The following is a 13,540-nucleotide window of genomic DNA, read 5'->3' on the forward strand; positions in this document are numbered from 1 at the left end:
GGATCGCAAGGGGGAGGGGCGTGGCCGTCCGCTGGGCGGACCGCTCGGGGAAGGGGCTTTTCGGCGCTCAGCGGGCGCGCTTGTAGAACGGCAGCGCCACGACCTCGACCGGCTCGGCCTTGCCGCGCACGTCGACGGCGACGGCGGTGCCGGGCTCGGCGTGCGCCGCGTCCACGTAGGCGATGGCGATCGGCCTGCCGAGAGTGGGGGAGGGCGCGCCGGAGGTGATCCGGCCGATCGGGTTGCCCTGGGCGTCGACCACCGCGTACTCGGCGCGCGGCACCCGCTTGCCCTCGGAGACCAGGCCGACCAGCTTGCGCGGCGGCGCGGACTCGGCCTCGGCGGCCGCCTGCTCCAGCGCCTTGCGGCCGACGAAGGCGCCCTCGTTGGTGGTCTTGTCGAAGCGCACCACGCGGCCGAGGCCGGCGTCGAACGGGGTCAGGTCGGTGGACAGCTCGTGGCCGTACAGCGGCATGCCCGCCTCCAGGCGCAGCGTGTCGCGGCAGGACAGGCCGCACGGCACCAGGCCCTTGTCGGCGCCCGCCGCGGTCAGCGCCTGCCACAGGTGCTCGGCGTCGGCCGGGGCGCAGAAGACCTCGAAGCCGTCCTCGCCGGTGTAGCCCGTGCGGGCGAGCCAGACCTGCTTGCCGGCGACGGTCGCGGGCAGCAGCGCGTAGTACTTCAGGCCGGGCAGGTCGGCGTCGGTCAGCGAGGCGAGGATGCCGTTCGCCTCCGGGCCCTGGACGGCGATCAGCGCGTAGGCGTCGCGGTCGTCACGGACGACCGCGTCGAAGCCCTCGGCGCGCTCGGTCAGCGCGTCCAGCACCACCTGGGCGTTGGAGGCGTTGGCGACCACCATGTACTCGTCCTCCGCGGTGCGGTAGACGATCAGGTCGTCGAGGATGCCGCCGTCCTCGCGGCAGATCATGGTGTAGCGGGCGCGCAGCACGCCGAGCGCGGAGATGAAGCCGACCAGCGCGTGGTCCAGCATCTCGCCGGCCTGCGGGCCGGAGACGGTGATCTCGCCCATGTGCGAGAGGTCGAACAGGCCGGCCTTCGTCCGGACGGCGAGGTGCTCCTCGCGCTCGCTGCCGTAGCGCAGCGGCATGTCCCAGCCGGCGAAGTCGGTCATGGTGGCACCGAGCGAGCGGTGCAGCGCGTCGAGCGCGGTGAGGCGGAGGGACATGACGGCAGGACTCCTTGGCTGCTTGCGGGCACGCGGGCGACCCTCCTGCCCGGGGGCGGGCAGGACGGGCTGGTGGAGTCTCCCCGTCTGTCGTCAACAACCTGAGAGCTTCACCGCCACCTCAAGGATGGCGGCTTGCACCGTGGGTGGGCGCACGGCGCGGCCGTGTCCACTTTCCAGATGTGCCTCGCCCGTGCGGTATGGGTGCCTGAGAGATTCCGGGGAGGACTTGCTCCTTCGGCGCCGGCCGCGCCCTGGGGGCGTTCCGGACTCTCCCGCGCGGGTTCGAGCGGCCAGTATGAACTTGGAGGTCGAGCGCGCTCATCATGGCATGCCGCCGGGCCTGATGGGAGAGGGGGCGGCCCGCTAGGCTCTGTACAGCGGTCGATCGAAGGGGCGGTACATGGGCTATCCGGGCGAGGCACAGGCGTGGGCCGGTCCCGGCTCGGCGCCGGAGGGCGGCGGCTGGCCGTCCAACGAACTGGAGCAGGTGCTCACCGCGGCCCTCGGCGACCCCGGCGCGACGCCCCGGGTGATCGAGGTGCTGGCCCGCAGCCAGGTGTGGATCCCGCTGCCGGCCGGCGCCGACCCGCAGGGCACCTCGCTGGACCTGCCGACCATCGAGCTGGCCGGTACCCCGTACGTCCCGGTGTTCTCCTCGCAGGAGCAGTTCCTGCAGCACGCCCCCGGCATGCCGTTCGCGATCGCACCGGTCTGGGAGTTCGCCCGCGGCCTCCCGCTCGGCATCGGCATCGCGGTCAACCCGGAGGCGCCGGTGGGCATCCCGGTGCCGCCCGAGGGCGTCGGCGAGCTGCGCCGCGGACCGCAGGGCGAACGCTGGGACGCCGAGCCCGTCTCCGAGGGCGCCGCGGTGGCCCTGCGCGAGCCCGAGCCGCACCAGGAGCCGTACGCCTTCCTCGCCGCGGCGACCGCCGAACTCCAGGCGCTGCCGGGCGTGCTGACGGCGCGCCGGGCGCTCGCCCGGGTGGAGGCCGACGCCCCGCAGCTGTACGTCGGGATCCAGCTCGACCCGGCCTGGCCGGCCGATCCCGCGCAGGTCAACGAGGCGCTCGGCCGTGCGATGGGAACCGCGCCGCCGCCCTGGGGCGTCCACCTGGTGCTGCTCGATCTTGCCGACGACCCCGTCGTCGAGTGGCTGCTCACCGCCGTGGCGCCGTTCTACGTCCGGGGGTGACCGCCTGCGCCGCACGGCGGCGGGGCGGCCGGGGGGTATGCGGCATGACGCCTGTCGGCCTTGCGCAATAGGGTGCTCCCCGACAGTGAGGGCGAGCGGCGGAAGACGGACAAGACGGGGCACGGCGACGTGAGCGAGCGGAGCGAGGCGGGCGCATGAGCGCGGCAGCGGCAGGCGGCGGGCCGGGCCAGTGGGGCCGGGCACCCGTGGCGCCCGCGGGCGGAGACCCGGGCGCCATCGAGCGCGCCCTCGGCGCGGTCGCCCCGGAGCGCTACGACGCGTACGAGAACCTGCTCCGGGCCCTCGCCCAGGGGCAGGTCTGGATGCTGCTCTGGCACGGCACCCCCGGCAGCCCCGACGCCCAGTACGGGAACATGGACATCGGCGGGCACGGCTACGCCCCCGCCGTCACCTCCGCCGAGCAGCTCGCCGCCAGCGGCTGGGCCCGCGGCCACGAGGTGATCTCCGGCACCGAGATCGCCGCCGCGCTGTTCCGCACCCGCTGGGGCCTGTGGCTGAACCCGCACGCGCCCGGCGGCGGCGTCGGCATCCCGTGGGCCGACCTCAGACGCATCGCGGTGGGCCTGGACCGGCTCCCGGCCGGCCCGCTGCGCATTTCCGAATCCCGCCTGCACGCGCCGCAGTTCTACGGCCTGCTGGAGCAGCAGGCGGTGCAGGTCCGGCCGCTGCGCTCGCTGCGCCAGGCCTGGGTGCAGCCTGCCCTGGGCGAGGCGTACCTGGCCGTCGGGCTGGACCTGTACGACAACTCCCCGCCCGCGGTGGAGGCGGCGCGGGCGCTGGTGCAGCGCGCCGCCCAGCTGGCCCCGGAGGGGCTGGCGGTCTCCACCGTCGCGATGGCCGACGAGTTCGACCCGGTCGCGATGTGGATGCGCGCCAACGCCCGCCCGTTCTTCGACCGCGACGCCCAGTACGGGCACCCGCAGGGCGGGGCCCCCTACCCGGCCTATGGTTACTCTCCGCAGTCGGCGCCGGGGCCGCAGCCCTGGCCCCAGCAGCCGTGGCCCGGCTACCCCGGCCGCTGATCCACTTTCCTTTTCCCGCGCTTTACCGAGCCTTGTGGCGGAGGTCCGCCAGTGGCGGGTCGCGCCCAGGTGGTGGCGGTTTCCCGCCGTTGGCGGGCTTCCGTCAGTACCCGTCTTGACAGGCTTGTTTCAGCCGTGTGAAGACGCCTATTCGAGGCCGGACGGGTCTGCATGCGGACAGATCACAGTTAGGCATCCTTCGGTTGCCCCCTCTGGCGGAACGCCTCTCCGATGACAGAGAGTGCTGCCCAACGCAGTGCGCGAGCCGATCCCCACAAAGGTGAACGCGCCCTCCGAAACCCGCCGAACCGCGCGATGTGCATGCCGCGCACCGGCACCACGCAGGACCCGCTCCACCCCGCAACGCCGCGAACCCGCCGCCCCGGTCCCCGAGTCCGGCCGGCCGGCTCCGGCACCCCGAAAACGAACTCTGCACCGCCGCACCGGCGTACGGAACCACCGCACCGCTCTGCACCGCACTGTCGCGAACTCCGGACCGCACCGGGGTCCGGGCCCTGATCGGGCCCGGGTCGCCCCGCCGGACCGGGCCGTGGGCCGGCCACCGTCGGCGAGGGGAACGAACTGACTCATGACCACACCCACCGAGACCACCGGCTCTGCCCGGCCCGAGGCCGCAACTGCCGCCCCGGCCAAGCGCATCCAGGGCCGCTCTCCGGGCCGGATCGCCTGGGACCGGCTGAAGCGTGACAAGGTCGCCCTCGCGGGCGGCGCCGTGGTGCTCCTGCTGATCCTCGCCGCGATCTTCGCGCCGGTGCTGACGGCGCTGTTCGGCCACCCGGTCGACGAGCCCCACCCGGACCAGATCAACCCGGACCTCGGCCTCCCCAGGGGCGCGTACGGCGGTATGAGCGGCGAGTTCCTGCTCGGCGTCGACCCGACCTTCGGCCGCGACGTCTTCAGCCGGATCCTCTACGGCGCCCAGATCTCGCTCACCGTGGCCTTCCTGGCGGCCGCCGTCTCCGTGGTGATCGGCGTGGTGCTCGGCGCCGCGGCCGGCTACTTCGGCGGCTGGATCGACACCGCGATCAGCCGGGTGATGGACGTCCTGCTGGCCTTCCCGCAGCTGCTGTTCTCCATCGCGCTGGTCTCGGTCATGCCGAACTCGCTGCTGGGCCTCGGCGGAACCGCCCTTCGCATGGGCATCCTCGTGCTGGTCATCGGCTTCTTCGGCTGGCCGTACATCGGCCGCATCGTCCGCGGCCAGGCCCTGTCGCTGCGCGAGCGGGAGTTCGTCGACGCCGCCCGCAGCCTGGGCGCCGGCAGCATCCACATCCTCTTCCGCGAGCTGCTGCCGAACCTGGTCGCACCGATCCTCGTCTACACGACGCTGATCATCCCCACCAACATCCTCAGCGAGGCGGCGCTCAGCTTCCTGGGCGCGGGCGTCAAGCCGCCGACGCCCTCCTGGGGCCAGATGCTCTCCGAGGCGACCAAGATCTACCAGGCCGACCCGACCTACATGGTCATCCCCGGTCTCGCGATCTTCGTCACGGTGCTCGCCTTCAACCTCTTCGGTGACGGCCTCCGTGACGCGCTCGACCCCAAGGGCAACTAGCCCGCACCCCCCACAGACCCGGCAGGTCCCTCTCAGCCTGCCCGCCCCCGGCGGACCGTTCGTGCCCGCACATCATCAGGAGGACTCCGTACCCATGAAGCGCAACAGGACACTTGCCGCAGCCTCCCTCGTGGCTGTGCTCGCCCTGACCACCGCGGCCTGCGGCGGTACCAAGGGCGGTGGCACGAGCGACAGCGCCGGCAAGGGCTCGACCGGCGGTTTCAACGCCGCGGTTGACAAGGTGCTGAACCCCTCCGACAAGAAGGGCGGCACGCTCAACCTCTGGACGTCGACCGACGTCGACTCGCTCGACCCGGGTCGCGCCTACTACGCCTCGGTGTGGAACTTCGAGCGGTTCTACGCCCGCACCCTCCTGTCCTACGACGCCAAGCCGGGCAAGGACGGCCTGAAGCTCGTCCCGGACCTCGCGGCCAACATGCCGTCCGTCTCCTCCGACGGCAAGACCTACACCTTCCACCTGAAGCAGGGTGTGAAGTTCGAGGACGGCTCGCCGATCACCTCGAAGGACATCAAGTACGGCATCGAGCGCATCTTCGCGCAGGACGTCGTCGCCGGTGGTCCGACCTACCTGATCCAGTCGCTGGACCAGGGCCAGGACTACAAGGGCCCCTACACCGACACCGACCCCAACAAGCTGGGTCTGAAGTCGGTCGAGACCCCGTCCGACACCACCATCGTCTTCAAGCTGGCGAAGCCGGACTCCTCCTTCCCGTACCTGCTCGCGATGGGCTCCGCCTCGCCCGTCCCGCAGAAGCTGGACACCGGCGCCAAGTACGGTGACAAGCCGGTCTCCTCCGGCCCGTACAAGTTCGCCAAGGTCGAGCCGGGCAAGGGCTACGAGCTGGTCCGCAACGAGAACTGGGACCCGGCCACCGACCCGTTCCGCAAGGCGCTGCCGGACACCGTCAAGCTGACCGTCACCTCCAACGCCGACGACATGGACGCCCGCCTGCTGGCCGGCACCGTCGACGTCGACTTCGGCCAGACCGGTCTCTCCCAGGCCGCCCAGGTCAAGGTCCTCCAGGACGAGAAGCTCAAGGCCAACACGGACGACCCGTACAACGGCTTCATCCGCTTCATCGCGCTGAACCAGAAGGTCGCGCCCTTCGACAACATCCACTGCCGCAAGGCCGTGCTGTACGCGGCCGACACCACCGCGCTGCAGACCGCCCGCGGCGGTTCGGTCGCCGGCTCCACCTACGGCAACATGCTGCCCCCGAACATCCTCGGCTCGGACGACTACGACCCGTTCGGCCTGACCAAGGGCAAGCCGGACCTGGAGAAGGCCAAGGCCGAGCTCAAGGAGTGCGGCAAGGCGGACGGCTTCACCACCACCATCGCCGTCCGTGGCAACAAGGCCAAGGAGGTCAACTCGGCCGTCGCGCTGCAGACCGCCCTCAAGGCCATCAACGTCACCGTCAACGTCGACCAGTACGACGGCAAGCTGCTCGCCTCCGTCGCCGGTTCGCCGGACGTCGTCCACCAGAAGGGCTACGGCCTGATCGTGGCCGGCTGGGGCGCCGACTACCCGAACGGCGCGGGCTACATGCAGCCCCTGATGGACAGCCGCTTCATCACCAAGACGGGCAACAGCAACTACCCGGAGACCTCGGACCCGGCGATCGACAAGCTCTTCGACGAGGCCGCCGCCCAGACCGACCCGGCCAAGGCCGCCGAGATCTACAAGCAGATCAACCACAAGGTCGTCGACACCGCGGTGTGGCTGCCGATCGTGGCCGACAAGGCGCTCAACTACCGCAACCCGCGCCTGACCAACGTCTTCATCAACGACGCGTTCGGCGAGGTCGACTTCCAGGCCCTGGGCGTCTCCGACGGCAAGTGACCTGCCCCTCCCGCACCCGTAGTTCGCACAGCTAGTCCGAAGGGCAGGTGAAGGCTCCGCCCGGGCCGGTCGGCGTCCCCACAGGGACGCGGCCGGCCCGGGGCGGGGCCGACCGCAGTGCTCGTATATCTCATCCGACGGCTCGTCAATGTCGTCGCCATGCTGCTGGTGGTCTCCGCGGTCACCTTCGGCATCTTCTTCATGGTGCCGAAGCTGACCGGGACCGACCCCGCGCTGCTCTACGTCGGCAAGATCGCCGACAAGGTGGCCGTCGAGGGTATCCGACACAAGATGGGCCTCGACAAGTCCATCGTCGAGCAGTACTTCCTGTTCCTGAAGGGCCTGTTTGTCGGGCGCGACTACAGCACCGGCGTGGACCTCACCCACTGTGCCGCGCCGTGCTTCGGTTACTCCTTCAAGACCGAGCAGGAGGTGTGGCCCGTCCTGCTCGACCGGCTGGGCGTCACCGCCTCGCTCGCCGCCGGCGCGGCCGTGCTGTGGCTGGTGTTCGGCACCGCCACCGGTGTGGTCTCCGCGCTGCGCCGCCGCACCCTGCTGGACCGCTTCACCATGACGACCGCCCTGGCCGGCGTCTCGCTGCCGATCTACTTCACCGGCATGCTCGCCAGCGCGATCTTCGTCTACCAGCTCGGCTGGTTCCCGCACGACTACGTGAACTTCGCCGACGACCCGGTCGCGTGGTTCCAGAACCTCGTGCTGCCGTGGGTCACCCTGGCGTTCCTCTACGCCGCGACCTACGCCCGCCTCACCCGCGCCACCCTCCTGGAGGTGCTGGGCGAGGACTACATCCGCACCGCCCGGGCCAAGGGCCTCGGCGAGCGGACGGTCATCGGCAAGCACGCCATGCGCTCCACCCTCACCCCGATCCTCACCGTCTTCGGCATGGACCTCGGAGCCCTGATCGGCGGCGCGGTGCTCACCGAGTCGACCTTCAACTTCCGCGGACTCGGCTACGAGGCGGTCACCGCGGTCAACTCCAGCGACCTGCCGGTGATCATGGGTGTCACCCTCTTCGCCGGATTCTTCATCATCCTGGCCAACCTGCTGGTTGACGTGATGTACGCAGTTGTCGATCCCCGGGTGAGGCTGGCATGAGCAAGACCCTGAACACCACCAAGCCCTCGGCCTTCCTCTCGGTGCGCGACCTGCGGGTCCACTTCCCCACCGAGGACGGCCTGGTCAAGTCCGTGGACGGGCTCACCTTCGACCTCGAGAAGGGCAAGACCCTCGGGATCGTCGGCGAGTCCGGCTCCGGGAAGTCCGTCACCTCACTGTCGATCATGGGCCTGCACCGCACCGGCACCAAGCGCGGCGCCCCCCGGATCACCGGCGAGGTCTGGCTGGACGGCGAGGAGCTGGTCGGGGCCGACCCCGACCGGGTCCGCAAGCTCCGCGGCCAGAAGATGGCGATGATCTTCCAGGACCCGCTGACCGCGATGCACCCGTACTACTCGGTGGGCGCGCAGATCATCGAGGGCTACCGGGCGCACCACCCGGGTGCCACCAAGAAGCAGGCCCGCACCCGGGCGATCGAGATGCTCGACCGGGTCGGCATCCCGCAGCCGGACAAGCGGGTGGACGCCTACCCGCACGAGTTCTCCGGCGGTATGCGCCAGCGCGCCATGATCGCGATGGCCCTGGTCAACGACCCCTCGCTGCTGATCGCCGACGAGCCGACCACCGCCCTGGACGTCACCGTCCAGGCGCAGATCCTGGACCTCATCCGGGACCTGCAGAAGGAGTTCGGCTCGGCCGTCATCATCATCACCCACGACCTCGGCGTGGTCGCCGAGCTCGCCGACGACATCCTGGTGATGTACGGCGGCAAGTCCGTCGAGCGCGGCCCCGCCGCGTCCCTCTTCGAGGCACCCGAGCACCCCTACACCTGGGGCCTGCTCGGCTCGATGCCCCGGCTCGACCGGGAGCTCCAGGACCGGCTGATCCCGGTCAAGGGCACCCCTCCGAGCCTGATCAACGTGCCGTCCGGCTGCGCCTTCCACCCGCGCTGCCCGTACGCCGAGCTGACCGGCGGGCGCTCCACCTCCGAGGTGCCCGTGCTGGCCGAGGCCGCCCCCCGGCACCTCGCGGCCTGCCACCTGCCGATCGCCGAACGGCACCGGATCTTCGCCGAAGAGATCGCGCCCCGGCTGTGACCCGGCCGCCAGTACCACACTCAGGAGACAACCGATGACGGACTCGAAGACGGCGGCGATCCCCGCACCCGCGCCCGCCTCCGACCGTCAGCCCCTGCTCAAGGTGACCGGGCTGACCAAGCACTTCCCGATCACCAAGGGGCTGCTGCGCCGCCAGTCCGGCGCCGTGCGCGCCGTGGACGGCCTCGACTTCGAGGTCCGGGCCGGCGAGACCCTCGGCGTGGTCGGCGAGTCCGGCTGCGGCAAGTCCACGATGGGCCGCCTGGTGACCCGTCTGGACGAGCCGACCGGCGGAAAGATCGAGTTCGAGGGCACCGACATCACGCACCTCGGCGTCTCTGCGATGCGCCCGCTCCGCCGGGACATCCAGATGATCTTCCAGGACCCGTACTCCTCGCTCAACCCGCGGCACACGGTCGGCACCATCGTCGGTGCGCCGTTCCGGCTGCAGAAGGTGGCGACCGAGGGCGGCGTGAAGAGGGCCGTGCAGGAGCTCCTCGAGCTCTGCGGCCTGAGCCCGGAGCACTACAACCGCTACCCGCACGAGTTCTCCGGCGGCCAGCGCCAGCGCATCGGCATCGCCCGCGCGCTCGCCCTCAAGCCGAAGATGATCGTCGCGGACGAGCCGGTCTCCGCGCTCGACGTGTCGATCCAGGCGCAGGTGGTCAACCTGCTGGACGACCTGCAGAACGAGCTGGGCCTGACCTACCTGATCATCGCCCACGACCTCTCGGTCGTCCGGCACGTCTCGGACCGCGTCGCGGTGATGTACCTCGGCAAGATCGTCGAGATCGCCGACCGGGACGCGCTGTACGGCGCGCCGATGCACCCGTACACCAACGCGCTGATGTCCGCCGTCCCGACGCCGGACCCGCGCCGCAAGGAGCGCCGCGAGCGCATCCTGCTCACCGGTGACGTCCCCTCGCCGCTCAACCCGCCGAGCGGCTGCCGCTTCCGCACCCGCTGCTGGAAGGCGCAGGACGTCTGCGCCACCCAGGAGCCGCCGCTGGTCGCGGCCGCCCCGGGTCACCAGGTGGCCTGCCACTTCCCGGAGAACACCTCCGGGCCGGGCACCGGCGCGCACGCCAAGCGGCTCGGCGGCATCCACGCCCAGCGGGGCACCGACCTCCGCTGACCCGCAGTACCCCCGGCCGGCCCGGGTGCCTGTTTCAGGCACCCGGGCCGAGCTGTGCCAGGGCGTCGACGACCGACGCCCAGTGCGCCCGCTGCCGCTCGCGCTCCTGCGCATCGGCCAGCCGCTCCTGGTGGAAGCGCAGCACCGCGCCGCGCGGCGCGGGCGAGACGGTCACCTGCAGCGTGGTGTCGCCCGCACGGCCGGGCGGCCGCCAGGTCAGCCGCAGCCGGGAACCGGGGTGGTGGCTGCGGATCTCGCCCGCCGTGCCGTCGGCCGTCCGGTACGCGGCGCCCTTCCCGCCGAGCGGCCCGGTGCCCTCGCCGAGCCAGAGGGCCAGCCCCTCGGGCGAGGTGACGAGCCGCCAGAGCGCCTCGGGCGGGTACGGCAGCGTCCGGGAGACGCCGATCTCCCAGCCGGCGTCCGCGGTCAGCCCGGTGGGTCGTGCATTCGCGGCGGACACGGTCATCCCTCCTGTCCGGCCCTGCGGGCGCGCAGCGCCTTGACCTTCTGCCGGTTGCCGCACCGCTCCATCGAGCACCAGCGCCGCCGTCCGGGCCGGGAGGTGTCGACGAAGACCAGCTGGCAGTCGTCGGCCCCGCAGGCGCGGATGCGCCCGGCGAAGGGGCCGGTGAGGAGTGCGACGGCGTCCCGGGCGACGGCCGAGAGCACGGCGGTCGCACTGGTCGGGGCCGGGGCGGCGGGCCGCCCGTCGTGGCCGATCCGTGGGACGGGCGGCGGCGCGGCGGCCGCCCGGTTGAGCACGTCGTAGTCGGCGGGGGCGCCCGGCATGCCCTGTGCGCGGGCCTCGGCGAGCCGCCAGAGCGCGTCGCGCAGCTCCCGGGCGGCACCCACCTCGGCCTCGCCGACCTCCACCCCGCCGGTCTCCAGGCGGCACGCGGCGATCCAGTCCGCGAGGTCGGCGGGCCGGTGCAGCACCTCGTAACGTGCGTAGGGGCCGGGGCCGCCGGTGGGCAGCAGCTCCAGGCAGAGCGCGCCGGGGTCAAAACGCCACGCGGTGCCTTCGGGGGAGTGCAGCACGAGTCCGGTTGCGGCGTCGTTCATGTAACCACTATAACCGGTAGCATGACACTGGACTGGAAGATCGTCGTCGACTGCGCAGACCCGCACCGCCAGGCCGCCTTCTGGGCCGAGGCGCTCGGCTACCTGGTCGAGGACAACAGCCCCGTCGTGGAGCACCTGCTCGCCGGCGGCGCCCTGCCCGCCGAGGCCTGGACGGTCGTCGACGGCCGCAAGGCCTTCCGCACGATGGCCGCCGTCCGGCACCCCGACGACCCGTTCGACCCGGCCACCGGCATCGGCCGCGGCCGGCGCCTGCTCTTCCAGGCCGTTCCGGAGCCCAAGAGCGTCAAGAACCGCCTCCACCTGGACCTGCACGCCGGCCCCGAGCGCCGCGAGTCCGAGGTCGACCGGCTGACCGCCCTCGGCGCCACCGTGCTCGCCCGCATCGACGAGCCGGGCAGCCGGCACGTCACCCTCGCGGACCCCGAGGGCAACGAGTTCTGCGTCCAGTGAGCGGCACGGTGGTTCCGGTGAGCGGTACAGGGGGAGCGATGGACTTCGCAGAGTTCGAACGGCGCGGCTGGGCCCGGCGCAGCACCGGCTACGACGAGGGCTTCGGCGCCATGACCGCCGGCGTCCACCCGGTGCTGCTGGACGCGGCCGGGGTGACCGCCGGCACCAGACTGCTGGAGGTGGGCTGCGGCCCGGGCAGGCTCTCGGCGGTCGCCCTGGCCCGCGGGGCCGAGGTGGTCGCCACCGACGCGGTCGCCGAGATGGCCGCCGTCGCCGCCGCGGCGCTGCCCGGCGCCAGGGTCGAGCAGGCCGCCCTGCCCGGGCTTCCCTACCCGGCAGGCAGCTTCGACGCGGCGGTGGGCGCCTTCGTCGTCAACCACGTGCCCGACCCGCCGGCCGCCGCCGCCGACCTGCACCGGGTGCTCGCCCCCGGCGGCCGCCTCGCCCTCTCCTGCTGGGACAGCCTGGCAGCCAACCGCGCCCAGGGCCTGTTCTTCGACGCCGTCCGCGCGGTCGGCGGCGACGATCCCGCGGGGCTGCCCGGTGCCTCCCCCTTCTCCCGGTACGCCTCGCCCGAGGGCTTCGCCGGTCTGCTCGACGCGGCCGGCTTCGCCGAGGTGGAGGTCCGGCCGGTCCGCTGGACGCACCGGGTCGACCCGGCGGCCTGGTGGCAGCACGTGCTCGGCGGTACCGTGCTCACCTCCGCGCTGATCGAGAACCGGCCGCCCGAGGCGGTCGCCCTGATCCGCGCCGAGTACCTCCGCCTCGCCGCCCCGTACGCGGCCGAAGGCCTCCCGGTGGCCGCCCTGGTCGCGAGCGCCACCCGGCGGTAGTGGGGCAAGCCCCCGAGGGTTGTCCCGTGCCCCTCATGGGTCGTCCCCGGGTCCTTCGTCCGGACCAGTGGGCGGGGTCTGGTGTTGCGGGTCGTCGGGAGGCTGCGTTCACTGACGGTGTTCGGACCGATCGACGACGGCGCCTGCCCGGGCGGCCGGGGGAGTTGGGCCAGATGCTCTCAGCACGCAGCCTGTTCCAGGAGATCCACGACAACGACGAGTCGTTCCGCCTGTTCTGCAGCATCGCGGCGAAGGGCGAGGACCAGGGCGGCTGGGAGAACGCGCGGATCTCCACGCTCGTCACCGACCAGGTCCTCGCCCCCAAGATCGCCCGGCACGGTGCGGACGAGGACAAGCACGGGCGGATCTTCAACGCCCTGCTGCACAAGCGCGGGCTGGCGCCGGTCGAGGTCCCCGACGACACCGACTACACGATGCTGCTGGAGCACCAGGGCATCGGACTCGCCCACAGCCGGCTCCGCCGCGACGAGCCGCTCACCGAGCAGGACGTCATCACCTACCTCGCGCACAGCCGGGTCACCGAGCAGCGGGCCGCCGAGCAGATGCAGCTGCTGAAGAAGGTCTTCGGCGACCACCCGGTGGTCGGCCGCGCGGTGCGGATGATCTCCAACGACGAGGACAACCACCTGGCCTTCTGCCACGAGGAGTTGCTCCGCCTCGCCGCCGCCGGCCACGGCCGGGCGATCCTGGACACCCTCCAGGAGAGCGCCCGGGCCGAGATCCGCACCTACCGCGACGTCAGCCTCGCCGTCATGGCGCACATGGGGGAGATCCTCCGCTGGCCGCGCGCCAAGTCGGCCGTCCTCGCCGCGGGCATCCACGCCGTCTACGCGTACGAACGGGCCCTGGGCTGGCGGCGGATGACGACCCTGGCGATGCCGGAGCGGCGCAATGCGCTCGGCGGCCCGGCCCCCGTGGAGTCCTTCGCCTGATCGGGGCCGTTCCCCGAAGACCCGTCACCGTCCGACGGCGGGGTGCTA

At 72.1% G+C, this 13,540-nt stretch carries 13 protein-coding genes and 1 riboswitch; of the genes, 10 read left to right on the top strand and 3 right to left on the bottom strand.

From position 1 onward, the window contains the following. Window positions 1–67: 67 nt before the first annotated feature. The gene (gene gcvT / locus ACQ614_RS23445) at window positions 68–1,186 is read right to left on the bottom strand and encodes a glycine cleavage system aminomethyltransferase GcvT (protein ID WP_431680613.1); all 1,119 of its coding nucleotides are present in this window, start codon (window positions 1,184–1,186) and stop codon (window positions 68–70) included. Window positions 1,187–1,372: 186 nt separating this feature from the next. Beyond that, window positions 1,373–1,474: riboswitch (glycine riboswitch) on the bottom strand. Between the two features lie 115 nt (window positions 1,475–1,589). On the opposite strand from gcvT, the gene ACQ614_RS23450 reads away from it, so the two are divergent. The 7 genes from ACQ614_RS23450 to ACQ614_RS23480 all read left to right on the top strand — a co-directional run bounded on the left by ACQ614_RS23450 (window position 1,590) and on the right by ACQ614_RS23480 (window position 10,173). Continuing rightward, window positions 1,590–2,381, top strand: coding sequence for an enhanced serine sensitivity protein SseB (locus tag ACQ614_RS23450; RefSeq protein ID WP_431680614.1), 792 nt, complete (start codon window positions 1,590–1,592; stop codon window positions 2,379–2,381). A 155-nt stretch (window positions 2,382–2,536) separates the two neighbouring features. Further along, window positions 2,537–3,424, top strand: a complete 888-nt coding sequence (locus ACQ614_RS23455) for an enhanced serine sensitivity protein SseB C-terminal domain-containing protein (RefSeq protein WP_431680615.1) — start codon at window positions 2,537–2,539, stop codon at window positions 3,422–3,424. Window positions 3,425–4,013: 589 nt separating this feature from the next. Continuing rightward, window positions 4,014–5,000, top strand: coding sequence for an ABC transporter permease (locus ACQ614_RS23460; RefSeq protein WP_431680616.1), 987 nt, complete (start codon window positions 4,014–4,016; stop codon window positions 4,998–5,000). 94 nt (window positions 5,001–5,094) lie between these two features. Next, window positions 5,095–6,864: an ABC transporter substrate-binding protein gene (locus tag ACQ614_RS23465; RefSeq protein ID WP_431680617.1), complete on the top strand. Its 1,770-nt coding sequence runs from the start codon at window positions 5,095–5,097 to the stop codon at window positions 6,862–6,864. Between the two features lie 117 nt (window positions 6,865–6,981). Beyond that, the gene (locus ACQ614_RS23470) at window positions 6,982–7,980 is read left to right on the top strand and encodes an ABC transporter permease (protein ID WP_431680619.1); all 999 of its coding nucleotides are present in this window, start codon (window positions 6,982–6,984) and stop codon (window positions 7,978–7,980) included. After that, entirely contained in the window at window positions 7,977–9,038 is a 1,062-nt protein-coding gene (locus ACQ614_RS23475) for an ABC transporter ATP-binding protein (RefSeq protein WP_431680620.1), read from the top strand. The genes ACQ614_RS23470 and ACQ614_RS23475 overlap by 4 nt, the downstream gene beginning before the upstream one ends. A 34-nt stretch (window positions 9,039–9,072) precedes the next feature. After that, window positions 9,073–10,173, top strand: a complete 1,101-nt coding sequence (locus ACQ614_RS23480) for an ABC transporter ATP-binding protein (RefSeq protein WP_431680621.1) — start codon at window positions 9,073–9,075, stop codon at window positions 10,171–10,173. A gap of 34 nt (window positions 10,174–10,207) precedes the next feature. On the opposite strand, the gene ACQ614_RS23485 is transcribed toward ACQ614_RS23480, so the two are convergent. Together ACQ614_RS23485 and ACQ614_RS23490 are read right to left on the bottom strand one after the other, a co-directional pair. Further along, window positions 10,208–10,639, bottom strand: coding sequence for an SRPBCC family protein (locus ACQ614_RS23485; protein ID WP_431680622.1), 432 nt, complete (start codon window positions 10,637–10,639; stop codon window positions 10,208–10,210). Further along, a complete protein-coding gene (locus ACQ614_RS23490; RefSeq protein WP_431680623.1) occupies window positions 10,636–11,235 on the bottom strand; it encodes a CGNR zinc finger domain-containing protein in 600 nt (199 codons plus the stop codon). The genes ACQ614_RS23485 and ACQ614_RS23490 overlap by 4 nt, the downstream gene beginning before the upstream one ends. A 21-nt stretch (window positions 11,236–11,256) precedes the next feature. On the opposite strand from ACQ614_RS23490, the gene ACQ614_RS23495 reads away from it, so the two are divergent. From ACQ614_RS23495 to ACQ614_RS23505, 3 genes are all read left to right on the top strand, one after another. Beyond that, on the top strand, window positions 11,257–11,706 hold the full coding sequence (locus ACQ614_RS23495; RefSeq protein WP_431680624.1) for a VOC family protein: 450 nt from the start codon (window positions 11,257–11,259) through the stop codon (window positions 11,704–11,706). A gap of 38 nt (window positions 11,707–11,744) precedes the next feature. After that, a complete protein-coding gene (locus ACQ614_RS23500; RefSeq protein WP_431680626.1) occupies window positions 11,745–12,539 on the top strand; it encodes a methyltransferase domain-containing protein in 795 nt (264 codons plus the stop codon). 173 nt (window positions 12,540–12,712) lie between these two features. Then, window positions 12,713–13,492 (top strand): ferritin-like domain-containing protein, encoded by a 780-nt coding sequence (locus ACQ614_RS23505; protein WP_431680627.1) that lies wholly within the window; start codon window positions 12,713–12,715, stop codon window positions 13,490–13,492. The last annotated feature ends 48 nt before the right edge of the window (window positions 13,493–13,540 follow it).

The sequence above is a fragment of the Kitasatospora dryopteridis genome (assembly GCF_050749075.1).
Classification (GTDB): domain Bacteria; phylum Actinomycetota; class Actinomycetes; order Streptomycetales; family Streptomycetaceae; genus Kitasatospora.

Bases quoted from the DNA above. Each gene is read 5' to 3' on its own strand.
- gcvT (WP_431680613.1), bottom strand. From the start codon at position 1,186: ATGTCCCTCCGCCTCACCGCGCTCGACGCGCTGCACCGCTCGCTCGGT.
- ACQ614_RS23450 (WP_431680614.1), top strand. From the start codon at position 1,590: ATGGGCTATCCGGGCGAGGCACAGGCGTGGGCCGGTCCCGGCTCGGCG.
- ACQ614_RS23455 (WP_431680615.1), top strand. From the start codon at position 2,537: ATGAGCGCGGCAGCGGCAGGCGGCGGGCCGGGCCAGTGGGGCCGGGCA.
- ACQ614_RS23460 (WP_431680616.1), top strand. From the start codon at position 4,014: ATGACCACACCCACCGAGACCACCGGCTCTGCCCGGCCCGAGGCCGCA.
- ACQ614_RS23465 (WP_431680617.1), top strand. From the start codon at position 5,095: ATGAAGCGCAACAGGACACTTGCCGCAGCCTCCCTCGTGGCTGTGCTC.
- ACQ614_RS23475 (WP_431680620.1), top strand. From the start codon at position 7,977: ATGAGCAAGACCCTGAACACCACCAAGCCCTCGGCCTTCCTCTCGGTG.
- ACQ614_RS23480 (WP_431680621.1), top strand. From the start codon at position 9,073: ATGACGGACTCGAAGACGGCGGCGATCCCCGCACCCGCGCCCGCCTCC.
- ACQ614_RS23485 (WP_431680622.1), bottom strand. From the start codon at position 10,639: ATGACCGTGTCCGCCGCGAATGCACGACCCACCGGGCTGACCGCGGAC.
- ACQ614_RS23490 (WP_431680623.1), bottom strand. From the start codon at position 11,235: ATGAACGACGCCGCAACCGGACTCGTGCTGCACTCCCCCGAAGGCACC.
- ACQ614_RS23495 (WP_431680624.1), top strand. From the start codon at position 11,257: ATGACACTGGACTGGAAGATCGTCGTCGACTGCGCAGACCCGCACCGC.
- ACQ614_RS23500 (WP_431680626.1), top strand. From the start codon at position 11,745: ATGGACTTCGCAGAGTTCGAACGGCGCGGCTGGGCCCGGCGCAGCACC.
- ACQ614_RS23505 (WP_431680627.1), top strand. From the start codon at position 12,713: ATGCTCTCAGCACGCAGCCTGTTCCAGGAGATCCACGACAACGACGAG.